We start from the raw sequence: 18,132 nt of genomic DNA, 5'->3' as shown, positions 1-18,132 counted from the left end.
CCTTTTTGATTCCTTTTGAGGATTTGGCCAATTAACAATCGAGGAGCGAAGGCGACTCAAAAGGAATGCAAGGAATTTTAATTCCGCGCAGTGTATTAATAAAACTATTGAAGTATCTTTTTTGTTACTTATATTATGAAACCGTCTAGACTTTTTCGTTTTATTCAATTTTGTCATCCTGAGAGTATCGAAGGATCTGTTTTTTAGATGTTTCACTACGTTCAACATGACAAAAACTCAAAAATTAAGTATAATTTAAAAAGTCTAGATGACTTCTATGTCTTACCTTTGTGAAATTCATAAATAGCATTATGCAAAAAGAAATCAATTTAAGAATAAGTCCGGAAGCAGCTTCCGATATCAGTTCCGTAAAAAGAATATTTGCTTCGGAAACCGGAGTTCCGGTCGAAGAAATCAACTCGGTTCGCATCATAAAACGGTCGATAGACGCAAGGCAGCGAAATGTGTTCATCAACCTGACAGTCAGAGGGTATATTGGCGAATCGGAACCCGAAGTTCAATATACACAAATTCACTATCAGGATGTTAGCGACAAGCCACAGGCTATTGTGGTTGGAGCAGGCCCGGCGGGTTTGTTTGCTGCATTGCGGTTGATAGAGTTAGGTGTTCGCCCGGTTGTTGTAGAACGGGGAAAAAATGTAAGGGACAGAAAAAAAGATACGGCTCGCATCAGTACGGAACACATTGTCGATCCCGATTCCAATTATTGCTTTGGAGAAGGTGGGGCAGGGGCCTATTCGGATGGAAAATTGTATACCCGCAGCAAAAAAAGAGGAAATGTGGAAAAGATATTAAGCATATTTTGCCAACATGGGGCAAGTACGAATATCTTGATAGATGCACATCCTCACATAGGTACAGACAGATTGCCTGCGGTAATTGAAAAAATGAGAGAACAGATTATAAGTTCGGGAGGAGAGGTGCATTTTCAGACCCGTATGGACGAACTTATTATAGAAGACAATCGGGTGAAGGGCGTAAAAACAAATACAGGTAAGACTTTCGATGGCCCGGTTATCTTAGCCACAGGACATTCAGCAAGAGATGTTTTCTACATGTTATATGATAAGAAAGTGAAAATAGAAGCCAAAGGTTTGGCTGTTGGCGTTCGTGTAGAGCATCCTGCACATTTGATAGATCAGATTCAATATCATAATCAGGAGGGTAGGGGAGAGTATCTTCCTGCCGCCGAATATAGCTTCGTAGTTCAGGTGAAGGGTAGGGGAGTATATTCGTTCTGCATGTGTCCCGGAGGCACTGTCGTTCCTTCGGCAAGTGCGCCTGAGCAGGTTGTGGTGAATGGAATGTCGCCCGCCAACAGAGGTGCTCATTGGTCTAATTCGGGAGTGGTGGTTGAAATTCATCCCGAAGATTTTCCCAATTATCAACAATATGGAGAATTGTGCCTGTTGAAGTTTCAGGAAGACTACGAAAAAATGGCATGGATTGCCGGAGGACGCACTCAGGTAGCCCCTGCGCAGCGGCTCTACGATTTTGTAAACAACAGACAGAGCAAATCTTTACCGAAAACATCTTACACACCGGGTATAATATCTTCTCCTTTGCACGATTGGATGCCCGATTTTATAAGGGAAAGATTGCAAGCCGCATTCAAGGAAGTGGGAAAGAAACAACGTGGATATTTGACCAACGAGGCCATATTGTTGGGTGTTGAAAGCCGCACGTCATCCCCAATTCGGGTTCTGCGCGATAAGGAGACATTGCAACATGTAGAGGTTGAAGGTCTGTTTCCTTGTGGCGAGGGGGCAGGCTATGCCGGAGGAATTGTTTCGGCAGGGATGGACGGCGAGCGTTGTGCCGAAGCATTGGCGCAATATATGATGAAATAACCGTATTTCTTAAAATATCATAAATGTAAGCAGGGTTTATGAAAAAGGCATGTCAAATTGCATCTATGAATAAACGTTGCATCGAAATAGAGTGTTATTTGATTAGCAGTTGGCTTTTATAGTCATGCTGAGTGAAACGAAGCATCTGTGCTAAGATCAGTTGACGAGAGAACAAGAAAACAGGTAGACAAGAAAAAACTTGTACCTTGCTAACCCGGATAAAGATCCTTCGCTATGTTCAGGATGACAAAAGCTAATCGCTTCGTATAAAACTCTGAATGTTGGAAGAAATTAAAATAATATATATTTATATGAGAAGATTAATCGCAGTAGTTTTTCTCCTGACCCTTGTAATGGGAGTGTCAGCTCAATCTAAGCAAAATCAGAATACAATGAAATCGTATGAAGAATTGTGGAAGGAAGTAGGTTTGATGGACAAAAAAGATTTGCCAAAATCGGCAACGGAAATAGTAGACCGTATCCTTCAGAAAGCCATTTCGGAAAAGAATACTCCGCAAACGGTGAAATCGCTTATTTATAAAAATAAGTATGCCACGATAATAAATAAGGATGAAGATAGCCATATTTTTGACGATTTGGAACAGCTATTGGCTTCTATCCCGAAAGTGGAAGACCAAGCCTTGTTGCATTCAGGTCTGGGACAACTGTATCTGAACTATTATCAGTCCAATCGGTGGAAAATAAACCAAAGGACAGATTTGGGCGACTTTGTTCCCGAAGATATGAAGGAGTGGACTAAAGGCATCTTTTTCAAAAAGATAAGGACGCATCTCACGCAATCGGTCAAAGACCGGTCTTTGTTGGAAAAAGCAACCACCAAATCGTATCAGGATATTATAGAACCGGGTGAAGACTCAAGAACTATTTATCCTACCCTCTATGACTTTCTGATGAAAAATGCGATTGAAATATCTTCAGCTATTGATGTTGTTGATTTTCAGCGGGCACTGAAAACGAATGATATACAGGTTTCCGATCTAGCAGCTTCGGCCGAAAAATTTGTAAGGTTGAATTTTTCGGATAATGATGATTTGTTAACTCTTTCATTCTATGCTCAATACTTGAAATCACTCCTGTCTCGAAATATGGGCGAAACGATAGTTCTGACCGAATTGGATAGGAATAATTATTTGAGGGGCAAATCGCAGACATACCGTACCAAACATTCTATGGATTTCCTTTTCGCTCTGGAAAAGAAATATCAGGATAAGGATTACAGTGTGGAAATAATCGGTGCGATAGGCAACAACTTGCAATCGTACAATTATGCTACAAGATACTCTGCGCAATCGGACGAAAGAAATGAAAATCTTAAGCAGGCATACGATTGGTACGCCAAAGGAATAAAGAAATATCCCCATTATAAGCGCATTAATGTTCTGAAAAACGCCCTTAATAATATGGAGCAGCCTAATGCTCAGGTTTCGGGGACAGCGGTTTTTCATCCGGATAATGAAAAGAAAACATTTAAACTTACTTACAAGAATCTAAGTAAGGCAACCATTACCGTCAGGGATATAAAAACAAAAGCTGTTGTCAAAACCATTCAACTGGATTTGGCTCCTAAGGCTTCATACCTGAATGATAGTAAGGATTTTACCGTAGACCTGAATAAGGTGGGTGAGTATGAATTGAGTGTGTTGTACGACAAAAAAACAACTTCGGGGTCGAGCAATAAGCTGAAATTCAAAGTCTCCCGTTTGGCTTATTTCAATAGGTTTGCAGGAGATGATAACTATGAGTTTTATGTTGCAGACCGCATTACAGGGGCGCCTGTTGCCGGAGCAGCAGTAGAAATAGTGCGAAAAACCGGTTCGTATAATAAGCCTGTTTATACAAAGATAGTGGATGGCACCACTGATAAACAGGGAATTGTTCAATTGAATCTGAAAGATAAGAATGACAAGTACAACTACTTCTATCGCATCAGTAAAGCCGGAGATATAACTTCCGATTATAAGAATTTGCCTTACTCATACAATTACGAATCCGATTCGGACGAGACTTCCGAGTATGTCAATATTTTCTTAGATCGCAGTATCTATCGTCCGGGGCAAACGGTATACTTTAAGGCGATAGTCGTCAAGCTCAGCGAAAAGACAGACGGACAGGTAATAGCCAACAAGAGCTATAAGGTGAGCCTGTATAACCCTAATTATCAATTGGTGTCGGAGAAAAACTTGCGGACAAACGAGTTTGGCTCTTTGTCGGGCGATTTTACCTTGCCTCAAGGTGGATTGACCGGTGGATACAATATTAAGATAGGCGATCAGAACGAATACTTCAGCGTGGAAGAATATAAGCGTCCGACATTTCAGGTAACTTTCGATCCGATAAAGGAAACCTATACATTTGGCGATTCTGCTAAAATTGTAGGACGGGCAGAGAGTTTCTCCGGGGTGAAGTTGCAGGATGCAACGGTGAACTATACGATAAATAAAAGTACGCTGTTCAAATGGTTTCCACAGTCTCCCGAATTTGTAGAAAGCGGAGAGGTTACGACCAAAGATGACGGGTCGTTCGAGATCAACTTCCTGATACCTCAGAATGATAATGTAGGAGGTATTCGCCCATTGAATCAAATATTCAATTTCAATGTAGAAGCATCCGTGACCGACCTGAATGGTGAAACTCAATCGGGGGATAAAGGGTTTGTTGTGGGTAATGTGTCTATGATGCTTTCTGTTTCTATCCCGGATATGTTGGATAAAACACGAAAAGATAGCATCAAGGTGAAAGCCTTCAACCTGAACGGGCAAGAGGTACAAGCTGCAGGAAACTATACAGTGTATAATCTCTGGGAGAATGACAGCATCAAGGCTGAGGTGACTTCGGGCAAGTTCGATACTAAGGGCAATTTCGACCTGATGCCAATGCTGAAAAAGCTGCCCTCGGCTAAATATCGTATCAAACTGACATCGAAAGACGATAAAGGGCGGGAGATAGCATCAGAGTCCGATTTTATACTGTATTCACTTGATGACAAGAAACCTCCGTATAAAACGAACGAATGGCTGATATGGCATAAATTGTCTTTCGACGAGAAAGAGCCTGCCGAAATCGTCATTGGAGCATCCGCCAAAGAGGCTAATATTATGTTAGACCTGATAAAAGATGATAAGGTGTTTGAACGCCAGCAATTTAAGTTGAGTGACTCGAACAAGAAAATCAGCATACCTTATAAATCTGAATATGGAGATGGCGTAACCGCATCGTTCACGTATGCCGTAGACGAACAGCCATATACCATACAAATGGATATAAAGAAGAAGGAAGAAAAAAAGGCTTTGACTTTGAAATTTAATGTTTTCCGTGACAAATTGCGTCCGGGGCAACAGGAAGAGTGGAAAATCTCCATCAAAGACAAGGACGGAAAGCCTGTGGCTGCCGAACTTCTTGCTTCCATGTACGATTCTTCTTTGGATAAGTTGCGAAATACCAACCAGTGGAATTTTACTTCTAAATTGAATGTGTACAGAGGCAATTCAACGTTCGATGGTTACGAAACATTCAGAAGTACAAGCCTGTATAGCTATTTCCCATATACAAATTCAAACGTACCTCAGTTTAAATTTGATCGGCTTGATTGGTTTGGTCTTTATCTGGGCGGATTTGATGATATTGTTATGTATGGAGCAACAAGATCTAAATCGGCAGACGGAGCACTTCAAGGACGAATGGCAGGAGTAAATGCAGCACCGATGGAGGATCAAGCTATGGTAAAAGAAAGTGCTTCCGATGAGTCGGAAATGAGTGCTAATGTGCAGTTTACCCCTCCTTTGGTTGCAGAAGCTAACGATCAGGTTGAATTTGAAGGTGGATGGAGACAGACAGGCGTTGTGGGAAAACTTGAAGATAAGTTTTCGAATCAGGCACTTAAAATCCGTAGTAATTTCAACGAAACGGCGTTCTTCTATCCTCAGTTGAAGACGAACGAAAAGGGTGAAACGATTCTTGCGTTTACTGTTCCCGAAAGCAATACTACATGGAAGTTCCGAGCATTGGCTCACGACAAGTCTTTGAATACAGGCTCGCTGGAAGCAATAGCTATGTCTCGTAAAGAATTGATGGTAACGCCAAATATGCCACGGTTTATCCGTCAGGGAGATAAGACAAGTATTTCTACGAAAATATCCAATCTTTCGGACGGAGCGATCAGCGGAAAAGTAAGGATCGAGTTTTTCGCCCCGTTAACCGATAAGGCTCATAACATTTCGATAAGCAATCAGTCTCAGGATTTTTCTATCGGAAAGGATGCTTCAACTTCTGCGGAATGGACATTCAACGTTCCGTCGGATATGGATATGATAGGGGTGCGTATTATTGCCGAAAGCGAAACATTCAGCGACGGCGAACAGCATGTTGTTTCTGTTCTTCCTAACAGGATGCTGGTAACGGAGAGCATGACAATGAACATCAAAGGCGATCAGACGAAAGATTTTACGTTCGATAAACTTGTAAACAGCAATTCGTCTTCGCTGACAAACTACCGCCTCACACTCGAGTATGCGGGAAATCCTGCTTGGTATGCTATTCAGGCATTGCCAACCATGAGCAACCCGACAAACGAAAATGCGGTAAACTGGTTTGCCAGTTACTATGTAAATACGGTTGGCTCGTCTATCGTTCGTCAGTATCCGAAAGTGGCAACAATGATAGACGCATGGAAGAAACAGGGTGTAGACAAAGAAACCCTCGTATCTAAATTGCAGAAGAATGAAGAGCTGAAATCCGTTCTTCTGGAAGAAACTCCTTGGGTGATGGATGCAAAAGACGAGACTGAACAAATGAGTCGCTTGTCATTGTTGTTCGATATGAACAATTCGAAAATGCAAACCGAAAAAGCTATCGAGAAACTGCTTGAGCTTCAACGCGAAGATGGCGGTTGGGCATGGTATAAAGGAATGTATTCGAGCAGAAGCGTTACACAATATATGCTCTATGGTTTCCATCAATTGATAAAACTGAATGCAATTCAATATGGCGAAGATGTGAAAGTGGCGCAAATGAAAGCATTGAAATATATCGACAGCCAGATAACTAAAGATTTTGCCGACCTGAAAAAATGGAATAAAAATTGGGCTAAGATAACCACAATCTCTACTAACCAATTGGAATATATGTATGTACGTTCGTTCTATCGTGACATTCCGATTGATAAGAGTGCCCGTGAAGCCGAACGTTTCTATACATCTGTTGTAGAAAAGAACTGGACAAAACTGAGCCTTTACGAACGTTCTCTTTTGGTTGTACTAGCCAAACAAAACGGAAACAAAGAGCTGCAAAATGCAATAATGAAATCGTTGCGTGAACATGCCACAACCAATGACGAAATGGGAATGTTCTGGGCAAACAACCGTAGTTCGGCATTTATGTCGCAGTCGGCAGTGTCGGTTCACTCGTTCATAATGGATGCCTTCAAGGAAACGAATGCCCCGGCGTCTGAAATGGATGGTATGAAACAGTGGTTGCTGAAACAAAAGCAAACGCAGGTTTGGGAATCTACCCATGCTACAATCGACGCTGTTCAGGCATTGTTAAGCACAGGTTCAGATTGGTTTGCAAGCGATGGCGAATCGGTGGTTAAGGTTGCTAAAAAGACAGTAGAACCCGAAAACAAAGAGCTTGGAACAGGCTATTTCAAAGAAACATGGAACAAGGGCGAAATAACCAAAGATATGGGTAAAGTAAGCATCAATAAATCGGGTAATGGTGTTGCGTGGGGTGCTCTCTATTGGCAATATTACGAAGACCTTGACAAGATTACAGCTCAATCCGGAGAGTTGAACGTGGATAAGAAACTGTTTGTGGAAGCAACGTCCGACAAGGGTAAGAATCTGGTTCAAATCACAGAAAACAATCCTATTAAAGTGGGAGATAAAGTGGTTGTGCGCCTGACGGTAAGGGTTGATCGTGATATGGAGTTTGTTCAACTGAAAGATATGCGTGCGTCTTGTTTCGAACCGCTTGAAACCATTTCGGGAATCAAATGGCAGAACGGTACGATTTATTATCAATCGACTAAAGACGCGTCAACCAATTTCTATTTCGACCATTTGCCAAAGGGTACTTATGTGTTTGAATATCCTGTGTATGCAAATCGCACAGGTGAATATTCGAACGGAATCACCAGTATACAATGTATGTATGCACCTGAATTTGTATCACATACAGCAGGAATAAAAGTTAGTGTGAAGTAGAAAATACACCTCCCCCTACCCCCCCTCCCTAAGAGGGGGAACAAAAGGGAGAGGGCGAAATTAACTCCTTCCCTTTTGGGTGGGGTGATAGTAGGGGCGTAAAATTTTACGCCTCTATTTTTGTTTAATACATATCTTGTAGGGACTAGGGGCTGTCTTGTCTGTTTTTTCTTTTCAGCTCAGCCAATCTTTTTAAATCCTTATCATTTGCTGATTTTGAGTGTAACTGTGACATAATATTTTGTTTAAAATTGTTTTATGTTTGTTTAGAAAATAGAACAGACATAGAGTTCACTCCTGATTATTAACATTATAGTATGGCTTTTCGTTATCTGTCGGTTTTTCAGTCTTTTCATTGTCTTGTTTATCCTCTTTCTTGTACCAGTTCACCTTTCTGAGGATAAACATAACGATGGCTAATGCAACAAACAGTCCTACGGAACCGATAAGTAATGCCGTATCTTCAAGTTGCAGCACCACATACAGATACGTATACAATCCGGCAAGGAAGCCTCCCATCAACAAGGTTTGCTTCAAATCCTTGAATATGGTTTTAGAATAAGCCGTAATCAATATTACCGTTGCAGCAGCCGAGATCAGGTATGACAACGCAAATTGCATGTGTTCCGAAAACGAAAGCAACAAGGTATAAAACAACACCAATGCTAAGCTGACCAGAACATATTGTATCGGATGAATTTTTCTCTTACCAAGAATTTCAACCAAAAAGAACACGAGAAAAGTAAGGGCAATGAACATCACCGCATATTTGGCCGAACGCATTGTTTGCTGGTATTCATCAATCGGTAACAAAAGATCGACTCCGAGATTCGATTTTTGCAAGTCGCTGTATCCTCCCGTAATCCACATTTGTGGATAATCCCTGTTGTAATCGAATATATCCCACTGGGCATCAAAGCCATTGTCGTCTACTACACGCTTGTTTGGCAAGAAATCGCCGGAAAACGTAGCAGTTTTCCAAAGAGATGATATATGAATGTGGGTTTGTTTGCCAATCGGTGTAAACTCAATGCCTTGTGTCCCGTTAAGGGTCAGGTCGAAATCGAAGTTGTAAGACATCAGGCTTTCCGGATTGATCGGAACTTTTATGGTTAATCCCGAAGGCAAAATCTCTTTGTTCACCGCACTTGATAATTCGCCTTGAGGTTTTCCGTTCCAATTGAAACTTATTTGATTTTTTATTCCTTGAAGATGAGGTATACCGATCAACACATAAGCCTCGTCCCATTTCATATGATCTGGGTTTAAACCCAATTTCCGAACATCGGGTGTCAGGAATTTGCCACTTATTTTTGCTTGTGCCTGATAGCAAAGTATGTCATACACCCCTCTCGAACGTTCTTCTGTGTCCATTTTTCCATCTATATTGTATTCGTCCGGTAAGAAGTAGGCAAAGAGAGTTTTCTCAGTTCCCTCGCCGGACACATGTTTGTATGGCAAAACAAGAATGGGTCCTGTTATTGATTGTTTGCCTCCCCATTTCGAACTGATGTCGTCCTGCACCTGAACCTTGTTCTGTGTTCTTTCTTCAATCAGTGATTTTATCATGCCTACGGGTATGAGCATGAGTAGTGTTAAAACAGCAACCAGAATGGCTTTTACTGTAATTGTGTTTGCTTTCGATAATGTTTCTTGATTCATAATTGTATGTATTTGTTGAATTAAAAAGAACTTTGAATTGCAAAGTGTTTGATTAAAAAAAATTATGATAAAGGGTTAATTAATTTTTCAAGAGCGTTGATATGTTCCATAAATAGTATCCGACCCAATTCGGTCACCATATACGATGTGTTTGGTTTTCGTCCTATAAACTGTTTCTTCACCTGAACAATGCCTTCTTTTTCAAGAGCTTTCAGGTGGCTGGCCAGATTGCCGTCGGTCACTTCCAACAACTCTTTCATGGTGTTGAAATCGACGCTGTCGTTCACCACCAATACCGACATTATACCCAAACGAATACGACTGTCGAAAATCTTATTCAACCCCGATATAATATCTTTCATGCGGCTGTTTGTTTTTTATTTCGTCCCGAGTCGTATTTGTAATAGATAACAATGCCATAGACAATGTGAAGCACGCCAAAACCTATCGCCCATATAATCAGGCCATAGCCGATAGAAACTCCGGCAATGAATCCCAATATTATTTCACAGGCTCCCAATATTTTAATGTCCCGATAGGTACGGTTGCCCGCTGCAATGAGGGATATTCCGTAGAAAACCAATGTTGCCGAACCTACCAGATAGCCACAACGGTTATAGATGAGTATCAAACAGAAAACTCCTCCGGAAAATAATGGAATGCAAAGGTCTTTCGCTATTTGTAAGGTTAAGGGTGACCAAAGTTTGGCGTTGTTCTTTTTTGCTTTTCTTGCCGAGAAATACAATCCGGCCGAAACGGCCATAAACAAGACTACGGCTGCAATTATCAGAAGATCGCATATCAAATTTTCGGTAATCACAATATTACCTTTAATAGCATAATGGGCTATTATCGCTCCGATTATGGCAAACGTACCTGCCAATACGCCCGAAATTCCGCTGATTGACAAAAACTTTGTAGAGCGTTCCATCATGGAGCGGATATGTCTTAAATCTTCAATGTTGTTATTCATGCTTTTTAATAAAAGAACTTTGAAATACAAAGTAAATGTTTATAAATTATATATGCAAGGAATCGGGTTAAATTATTTTATTTATTTTTGAATGACTATTAACAAAGAAGACAGGTATGGGTAAAGATGCTACGATAAACACACATCGAAGGAGATCACATTGAATGGGAATGTGAGGATATAATGATGTCATTTCTTTCAAAGTTTCCTTTTTCTATCAAGAATACCTCAGAAGGGGTATTCCTCAATGCCTATTTAACTATTTAAAGACAGGAACACCCTTTTTGAAGACAATTTTACCTATCGAAATGAAGCATCTCCATTTACTTTGCAGGTATTAACATTCATAAACGTCTAATATCAAAAAAAAGTGAAATGAGAAAAAGTGTCCTTTTGTTTTTAGGATTATTCCTATCCACACTTATTATTTATCCGGCATCAAATATTCCTCGGCCGGAGTATCCTCGTCCTCAATTTGAACGAGCAGATTGGGTTAACTTGAATGGTACGTGGAGCTACGAATTTGATTTTTCAAAAAGCGGCAAAGAACAATTGCTGTTTACATCCAATGGGTTTAAAAAATCAATAATGGTTCCTTTCTGCCCCGAAAGTTCGTTGTCGGGGGTTGACCATAAAGACTTCATAAATGCGATGTGGTATCAACGTAAAATAAATATTCCTGCCAATTGGGATGGAAAGCGTATACTGCTCAATTTTGGAGGTGTGGATTATAAATCTACTATTTATATTGATGGAAAAGAAATATTTGTCCATTATGGAGGTTCATCTTCTTTTTCGGTAGATATAACATCTTATGTTAAAGCAGGAAGTGCCAGCAATCTGATTGTATTTGTTGAAGACGATTTACGTTCCGAGCTGCAACCTGCCGGAAAGCAATCGCTTCGTTTACATTCGTATGCTGCCTTATATACGCGTGTAACAGGTATCTGGCAAACAGTGTGGCTGGAAGCCGTTGCTAAAGGAGGATTGAAAAATTGTCGGATAACACCGGATTTAGACAATAAACAATTTGTATTTGAACCTACTTTTTATGATTTAGATCAAGAGACTTCGTTTAAAGTCAGAGTTCTGGATGGTGGTAAAGAAGTATTCTCTCAACAGGTAGAAGCAAGTAATAATTCCTTTGTTTTCGCTAAATTGAAAAATGTAAAGACTTGGTCGCCGGAGTCTCCATTCCTTTATGACATTGAGTTTTCGGTATTGAATTCGAAAGGGCAAGTGATTGATAAGGTAAATTCTTATGGAGGAATGAGAAAAGCCGAACTTCGTGGAAAAACTTTCTACCTTAATAATGAGCCATATTATCAGCGTTTAGTACTCGATCAAGGATATTACCCTGATGGACAATGGACTGCACCAACCGATGAACAAATGAAAAGAGATATAGAATTAGGTAAAAAGGCAGGATTCAATGGAGCCCGTTTGCACCAAAAAGTGTTTGAACAAAGGTATCTCTATTGGGCAGATAAGTTAGGTTATATTACGTGGGGAGAATCGGCTAGTTGGGGTATGGATTGGACGGATCAAATAGCAGCCCGCAATATGTTGTCAGAATGGGAAGAGTGTATCCACAGAGATTATAATACACCATCTTTGGTAGCATGGTCACCCCTTAATGAAACGTGGAAAGAAGATGTGGACAATCAGCGTGCTCGTATGACCAACGACCTCTATTTCATGACAAAAAGAATAGACAGAACCCGTCCTGTTGTAACTGCAAGTGGAGGCTATCATGCCGGATTTACAGATATATACACCGAACATACCTATGTTCAGGACCCGGTGCAGCTTTATAAGCAATTGAAGTGTGATGAAAATGGTTACCCTTATGTTTTTCGTCCCGAATTCAGCGCACCTTATAAAGGTGAAGCATATATGGTAGATGAATTTGGCGGAATTCAGTGGATAAAAGAAATGAAAGCACCTGAAGTAAGCGAGCGGAAAGAATTTTGGGGATACGGAGAGGCTCCCAAAACACTGGATGAATTCTACAAAAGACTCGAAGAACAGGTGAATGTTGTTTTGAGCCTGGATCATATAACAGGATTCTGCTACACACAAATAGTAGACGTGGAGTTGGAAAAAAATGGAATCTATACTTACGACAGAAACGAGAAGTTTGATATGGAACTTGTCAGAAAGATTTTCACAAAGTCGAGAGAACAGGCCAAAAAAGAAGTAGAACAAATGTTGAAAGAACGAAGAGAAGAAAAATAACTAATTGCTACATAAATAAACTAACTAATTTATTTTTTCACTTTAAAAAATAATAACATGAAAAAGAAGACTTTATTAATTTTGACCTCTCTTTTTGTGATGGGAGGAGTTTTCGCACAAACATTGCCTGATGGTATGGTAAGTCTTTTGCCCGCAGGGGTAAAGGCATCCATTGGCGACGAAAGAAAAGCCGCCAAGCAAAAAAATTTGGTAGTTGCCGGAGACAAAACAAAGGGCTACAAAGCGTTTTTTGCTGCATCGGATGACATTAATGGTGAAGAACTCTGGGTGACTGACGGAACAGTGGCAGGAACCAAAATGGTGAAGGATATTAACAAGGGGGCAACAAGTTCCGATATTAGCTGGCTTACTCGTTTTAACGATAAAGTGGTTTTTGCTGCAAATGATGATGTAAATGGAGTGGAAGTTTGGATATCTGATGGAACTGAATCCGGAACTTATATGATTAAGGACATTCATGATTTTGGATCTTCCGAGCCAAGAGGTTTTGTACAGGTTAATGAAAATCAATTCATATTTGGAGCAAAAGATTTTGATAGTGAAAACTATAGCGACCGTGGTGCGCAATGGTGGTTGTGGGTTAGTGACGGAACAGCCGATGGCACAAAGTTGATCTATGAATGCGATACGAAATTTCCGGGGCAAGATTATCATACATCGTCAACTCCATATTGCCGTGTAGGACGTAAGGTATTCTTTAAAGCAGACAATAAGGATGGAACTGTGGGCGAAGAATTATGGGCAACTGACGGAACAACCGAAGGAACCGTTTTTGTGAAAGATATCAATACAGAAACAATAGCTACAGGAACGGCAAATTCGGCCATAGATAACATGGTGAATTTTTACAACGAAAAGTTGTTCTTCAAGGCCTTTTCCATCGAGAGTAGTAACGAGCCTTGGGCCAGTGATGGAACTCCGGAGGGTACGTATGAAATATTCGATTCGAATCCGACGTTCGACGAAAACGGCTTCCCTCGTGGTGGTGGAGCATCCGACGCCGGTGTTTTCCCTTACAATGGGAAAGTATATTTCAGAGGATTTTCGTTGGAAACAGGAACCGAGTTGGCATGTACAAATCTGGAAAAGGGCGATTTTACCATCTTTGATATAAACAAAAACGAACCGACAAGCGATAACCATAGTTATGCTGACGTTGGTGTTGAATACGATGGCGTTTATATGTTTTGTGCTGCAACAGGATTTGATGCAACAAAACCAAGCAACTTTGGAGGAGAGCTGCATTATACCGACGGTAGCACTATCACTATGCAATCGGATATGGGACCCGGTATACAAAGTAACTGGGTGAAAGAACTGACTGTTGTTTCGGGTAGCTTATATTGGTGGAATGAGAGCGGAGAAGTAGCCGAAAACAAGCAGAAATTATTCCGTATTGATAATAAATCACAGTTTCCGGTACGTGTAACAAACCTTAATCCTGACGGAGACAGAATACATACGTTACGCAATCTGGGAGGCGATCTTATCTTTACAACCTCAGACGAAAGCAAATCTTTATACGCATATCATTACCGGAAGGCTGGATATGATCCTGCAAAAGATGCTGACGATTTAGATATTGAATTCAGAACTCGTAACGAGATTATAACCGGAATTGAAACGCCTCAGCAATCGGCAAAACTAGCAATTCATCCGAATCCGGCAACAGAAAGTTTTAGCTTTAATATCGGAGAAAAAGTTTCTTCCGTTCAGATTTATGATTTGACAGGACGGTTAGTATATCAGAACGTAAACCCTGAAAATAATACTGTTAATGTTTCATCTCTAGCAAAAGGAATTTATAAAGTTTTAATTATAAGTCCAAACGCACAACATGTTTCAAGCTTAATAGTAAAATAAACTTTAATTAGTATAAGGGGTAGGATGTATTGCCTTAGTTCAGAGTAAAACATCCTCCCTTATACATTATAACCTTAAAGTTATTCTATCATTTGAGTGGTGGATTGTAAACTATCACCGTAAATCAGATTAACAGATGATTAAAAAGAAATTTATCAATATAGCAATTTTATTTATTGCTATATTTTATTCGATCTCTTCCTATGGTCAAAAATCAATATCGGGGAGCGTGTTCGACAGCCGGAGCAGAGAACCTCTTATTGGGGTCATTGTGTCGGAAAAAGGTGTGACCAATGGTACGGTCACAGATATTGATGGGGAGTTTAATCTTAAAACAGCGGCAGACGCAACCCTTGTTATTAGTTATATGGGTTATACAACTCAGGAACTGAAAGTTGGAGATGAAAAAATAGTTGTTCTTCTGGAAGAAAAAAAAGAGCTTCTTGACGAAATTGTAGTTATAGGATATGGAGTCCAGAAAAAGAGTGATGTCACGGGTGCAATCTCTTCTATTTCGGGGAAAGATATAAACAATGTTCCGGTAGCCTCTGCTTTGCAAGCCTTGCAGGGTAAAGCAGCCGGAGTGAATATTATTCAGAATACCGGAGCTCCCGGAGGTAATACGACCATAAAAATTAGAGGAACGGGCACAATAAACGATGCAGACCCGTTGTACGTGGTCGATGGCTTTATTGTTGACGGGATAAATCACATAAACCCGAATGATATTGCCAATGTGGAAGTACTTAAAGATGCAGCATCGGGTTCGGTGTATGGTGCGCGTGGAGCTAATGGAGTTGTTGTTATAACAACAAAAAGCGGGGAAAAAGGTAAAACAAAAATAACGTTCGACAGTTTTGTGGGTTTTTCTAATCCATGGAAAAAAATAGATGTGATGAACATAGGAGACTTTGCTCTTATGCAAGATTATATCAATGGGTTAACAAATTATTCGGTTGATGGAAAATTGTACTATTCAAAAGATCCTGCTACGCAAGAACTTGTTTACGACAGAGCCAAATATCACCGGATTGATACGATAAGATCTAATTCACCTTCAAACTGGTGGGATGCTATCACCCAAACCGGAATTAAACAGCAATATAATTTATCGGTTTCGGGCGGAACTGAAAAGACCAGATACATGGTGAGTGGTAGTTACTACAAGGAAGAAGGTATTGTAAAAACCTCGGAGTATGAACGATTCAATACCCGCTTAAATATAAACACACAGTTGTTGCCTTGGCTAAATCTGAGTGCAAATATGATGTACACCAATGAAGATCGTCATATTGTGCCGGAAGGAGAAAACAGTGTCATGAAGCGTGCCCTGTTTCAAAGTCCGATGGTATATACTTACAATTCGAAAGGATATTACTCGGAAGACCATCCTCTGGCGGTGCTTAATCGCAATCATAACAAGATGGAGCGGCATCGTATTGATTTGAATATGAGCCTTACGGCCAATATAACGAAGCAGCTGACCTATCAGTTTAAAGTATCTGATTATTTTGTTCCCGAAAATCTGAGCAATTTCTTCGAAGTAAATAAACTGGACGAAGATTTTGAAATGCCATACGACCTGACCGGAGTTTATAGACGAAAAAATGAGGCTAATAAGTGGGAGGTTAATAACTTGCTTACTTTTACATGGAACAATGACAAGCATGATATAACAATTCTGGGAGGGCAAATTCTTGAAGGGTATAAATCTAATTTCCAGGAATCGAACAGAAAAGGAACGGCTAGCAATTCGTCAGACCTTTGGTATTTGTCAAGTGCTTATACCGGAGATAAAACATCCGGGCTCGATCGTCATTGGACGGCAGTCGGTTTTATCGGACGTGTCAATTATAGTTTGTATGACCGTTATTTGTTTCAGGCAAATTTCCGTGCCGATGCGTCGTCTATTTTTGCGAAAAAAGAAAGATGGGGATACTTCCCGTCGGTTTCTCTCGGATGGAAATTCTCTTCCGAATCTTTCATGGAAAATATGAGTTGGCTTTCCTCAGGAAAAATTCGTGTAGGATGGGGAAATCTGGGGAATAACAGAATAGATGAGATGTCTCGGTATACGCTTCTGAACACACAGTACAACTATCCTTATGGAATCGGGAATCACATCCTTTATCCCGGAACAACCGCAACAACAATAGGCAATCCGGATATACATTGGGAGAAAACAGAGACATATAACATCGGGCTTGATTTTGGTTTCCTCAAAAACCGATTGACAGGAAGCATTGAATTTTTCAATAAAAAAACAACTGATATGTTGCTGAGGGTTCCCGTTACCCTGTCGGCAGGATTGGACGATGCTCCGATGACTAACGCCGGAGCTGTTCGTAACCGTGGAGTCGAATTTAACATTAACTACAAAAACAACATCAATAAATTCAGATACGAAGTTGGCTTCAATATTTCTTACATCAAGAACAAAGTAATAAGCCTCGGAACCGGAAACGAACCGATTTATGGAGGTTGGTTAACAGAGTCGAGCATTCTTGACTTTACAACTAAAACAGCAGTAGGTAAGCCAATTGGTAGTTTCTTCGGATATGTAACAGATGGAATATTCAATACGTATGAAGAGGTGAAGGCAAGTGCCCAATATGACGAAGGAAAAAATGATTTTGAACAGACAACACGTCCGGGCGATTTCCGTTTCAAGGATTTGAATGGAGATGGACGCATAACAGCCGAAGACCGTACCTATCTGGGTTCACCGCTTCCTGATTTTGTATTTGGTATTCCATTGTCGTTCAGTTATGCAAACTTCGATCTGAACATGTTTTTCCAAGGGCAAACAGGAAATAAAATTTTCAATGTGATGGATTATTATCTAAACAATGCGGCTTCGGGAAATCTTTATGCTGATATCAGAAGTAAACACTGGTCGGGACAATTGAGGTCGGATAGAGAATTTTTCCCTCTGAACCTGAATGCGTCTGTTCCCGATCTTGATCCTTCCGATGCAGCCCGAAATTTCAGGGCATCCAATTTCTTTGTGAAGGATGGTTCATACATTCGCCTTCAAGAACTTCGATTGACTTACAATTTTGACGAAAAGATATGTTCCAACCTGAAATTGTCAAATCTGTCTGTATTTTTAGGAGCTTACAATTTAATAACCTTTACAAGTTACAATGGCTTTGATCCTGAAGTCGGAAAAATAGCCGGAACCGAAGGCAATAATCTTAATATGGGCGTTGATCAGGGAAACTATCCACAGGCACGCACATTTACTGTCGGATTTAAAATTGTTATGTAATTAAAAGATATC

The 18,132-nt window shown here is 40.3% G+C and carries 8 protein-coding genes; 5 read left to right on the top strand and 3 right to left on the bottom strand.

Translation table 11 applies throughout. The annotated features are described in order from the left end of the window. Positions 1 to 311: 311 nt before the first annotated feature. Both D0T56_RS13325 and D0T56_RS13320 read left to right on the top strand, forming a co-directional pair. A complete protein-coding gene (locus D0T56_RS13325) occupies positions 312 to 1,871 on the top strand; it encodes an NAD(P)/FAD-dependent oxidoreductase (protein WP_163320648.1) in 1,560 nt (519 codons plus the stop codon). A 311-nt stretch (positions 1,872 to 2,182) separates the two neighbouring features. Then, positions 2,183 to 8,092 carry an alpha-2-macroglobulin gene (locus D0T56_RS13320; RefSeq protein WP_255491179.1) on the top strand — a complete coding sequence of 1,970 codons (5,910 nt, stop codon included), beginning with the start codon at positions 2,183 to 2,185 and terminating at the stop codon, positions 8,090 to 8,092. Positions 8,093 to 8,383: 291 nt separating this feature from the next. Here the strand turns inward: D0T56_RS13320 and creD are convergent, their stop codons facing one another. From creD to D0T56_RS13305, 3 genes are all read right to left on the bottom strand, one after another. Further along, positions 8,384 to 9,754 carry a cell envelope integrity protein CreD gene (creD, locus tag D0T56_RS13315; protein WP_163320647.1) on the bottom strand — a complete coding sequence of 457 codons (1,371 nt, stop codon included), beginning with the start codon at positions 9,752 to 9,754 and terminating at the stop codon, positions 8,384 to 8,386. A 62-nt stretch (positions 9,755 to 9,816) separates the two neighbouring features. After that, on the bottom strand, positions 9,817 to 10,116 hold the full coding sequence (locus D0T56_RS13310; RefSeq protein ID WP_163320646.1) for a transcriptional regulator: 300 nt from the start codon (positions 10,114 to 10,116) through the stop codon (positions 9,817 to 9,819). Further along, on the bottom strand, positions 10,113 to 10,727 hold the full coding sequence (locus D0T56_RS13305) for a hypothetical protein (protein ID WP_163320645.1): 615 nt from the start codon (positions 10,725 to 10,727) through the stop codon (positions 10,113 to 10,115). The genes D0T56_RS13310 and D0T56_RS13305 overlap by 4 nt, the downstream gene beginning before the upstream one ends. Positions 10,728 to 11,102: 375 nt before the next feature. Between D0T56_RS13305 and D0T56_RS13300 the strand changes: the two genes are divergently transcribed. The 3 genes from D0T56_RS13300 to D0T56_RS13290 all read left to right on the top strand — a co-directional run bounded on the left by D0T56_RS13300 (position 11,103) and on the right by D0T56_RS13290 (position 18,120). After that, positions 11,103 to 12,965, top strand: a complete 1,863-nt coding sequence (locus D0T56_RS13300; RefSeq protein ID WP_163320644.1) for a glycoside hydrolase family 2 protein — start codon at positions 11,103 to 11,105, stop codon at positions 12,963 to 12,965. Positions 12,966 to 13,022: 57 nt separating this feature from the next. Beyond that, entirely contained in the window at positions 13,023 to 14,849 is a 1,827-nt protein-coding gene (locus D0T56_RS13295; protein WP_163320643.1) for an ELWxxDGT repeat protein, read from the top strand. Between the two features lie 136 nt (positions 14,850 to 14,985). Beyond that, positions 14,986 to 18,120: a TonB-dependent receptor gene (locus D0T56_RS13290; RefSeq protein ID WP_185153883.1), complete on the top strand. Its 3,135-nt coding sequence runs from the start codon at positions 14,986 to 14,988 to the stop codon at positions 18,118 to 18,120. Positions 18,121 to 18,132 lie beyond the last annotated feature (12 nt).

Origin of the sequence: Dysgonomonas sp. 520, from assembly GCF_010501095.1 — a bacterium.
In the GTDB taxonomy this organism is placed as follows: Bacteria; Bacteroidota; Bacteroidia; order Bacteroidales; family Dysgonomonadaceae; genus QVMP01.
The sequence above is the reverse complement of the archived record's forward strand: the minus strand, read 5'-3'. Positions and strand labels throughout refer to the sequence as shown.

What these genes read in the sequence shown, in the direction of transcription:
- D0T56_RS13325 (WP_163320648.1), top strand. Translation starts at nt 312, where the DNA reads ATGCAAAAAGAAATCAATTTAAGAATAAGTCCGGAAGCAGCTTCCGAT.
- D0T56_RS13320 (WP_255491179.1), top strand. Translation starts at nt 2,183, where the DNA reads ATGAGAAGATTAATCGCAGTAGTTTTTCTCCTGACCCTTGTAATGGGA.
- creD (WP_163320647.1), bottom strand. Translation starts at nt 9,754, where the DNA reads ATGAATCAAGAAACATTATCGAAAGCAAACACAATTACAGTAAAAGCC.
- D0T56_RS13310 (WP_163320646.1), bottom strand. Translation starts at nt 10,116, where the DNA reads ATGAAAGATATTATATCGGGGTTGAATAAGATTTTCGACAGTCGTATT.
- D0T56_RS13305 (WP_163320645.1), bottom strand. Translation starts at nt 10,727, where the DNA reads ATGAATAACAACATTGAAGATTTAAGACATATCCGCTCCATGATGGAA.
- D0T56_RS13300 (WP_163320644.1), top strand. Translation starts at nt 11,103, where the DNA reads ATGAGAAAAAGTGTCCTTTTGTTTTTAGGATTATTCCTATCCACACTT.
- D0T56_RS13295 (WP_163320643.1), top strand. Translation starts at nt 13,023, where the DNA reads ATGAAAAAGAAGACTTTATTAATTTTGACCTCTCTTTTTGTGATGGGA.
- D0T56_RS13290 (WP_185153883.1), top strand. Translation starts at nt 14,986, where the DNA reads ATGATTAAAAAGAAATTTATCAATATAGCAATTTTATTTATTGCTATA.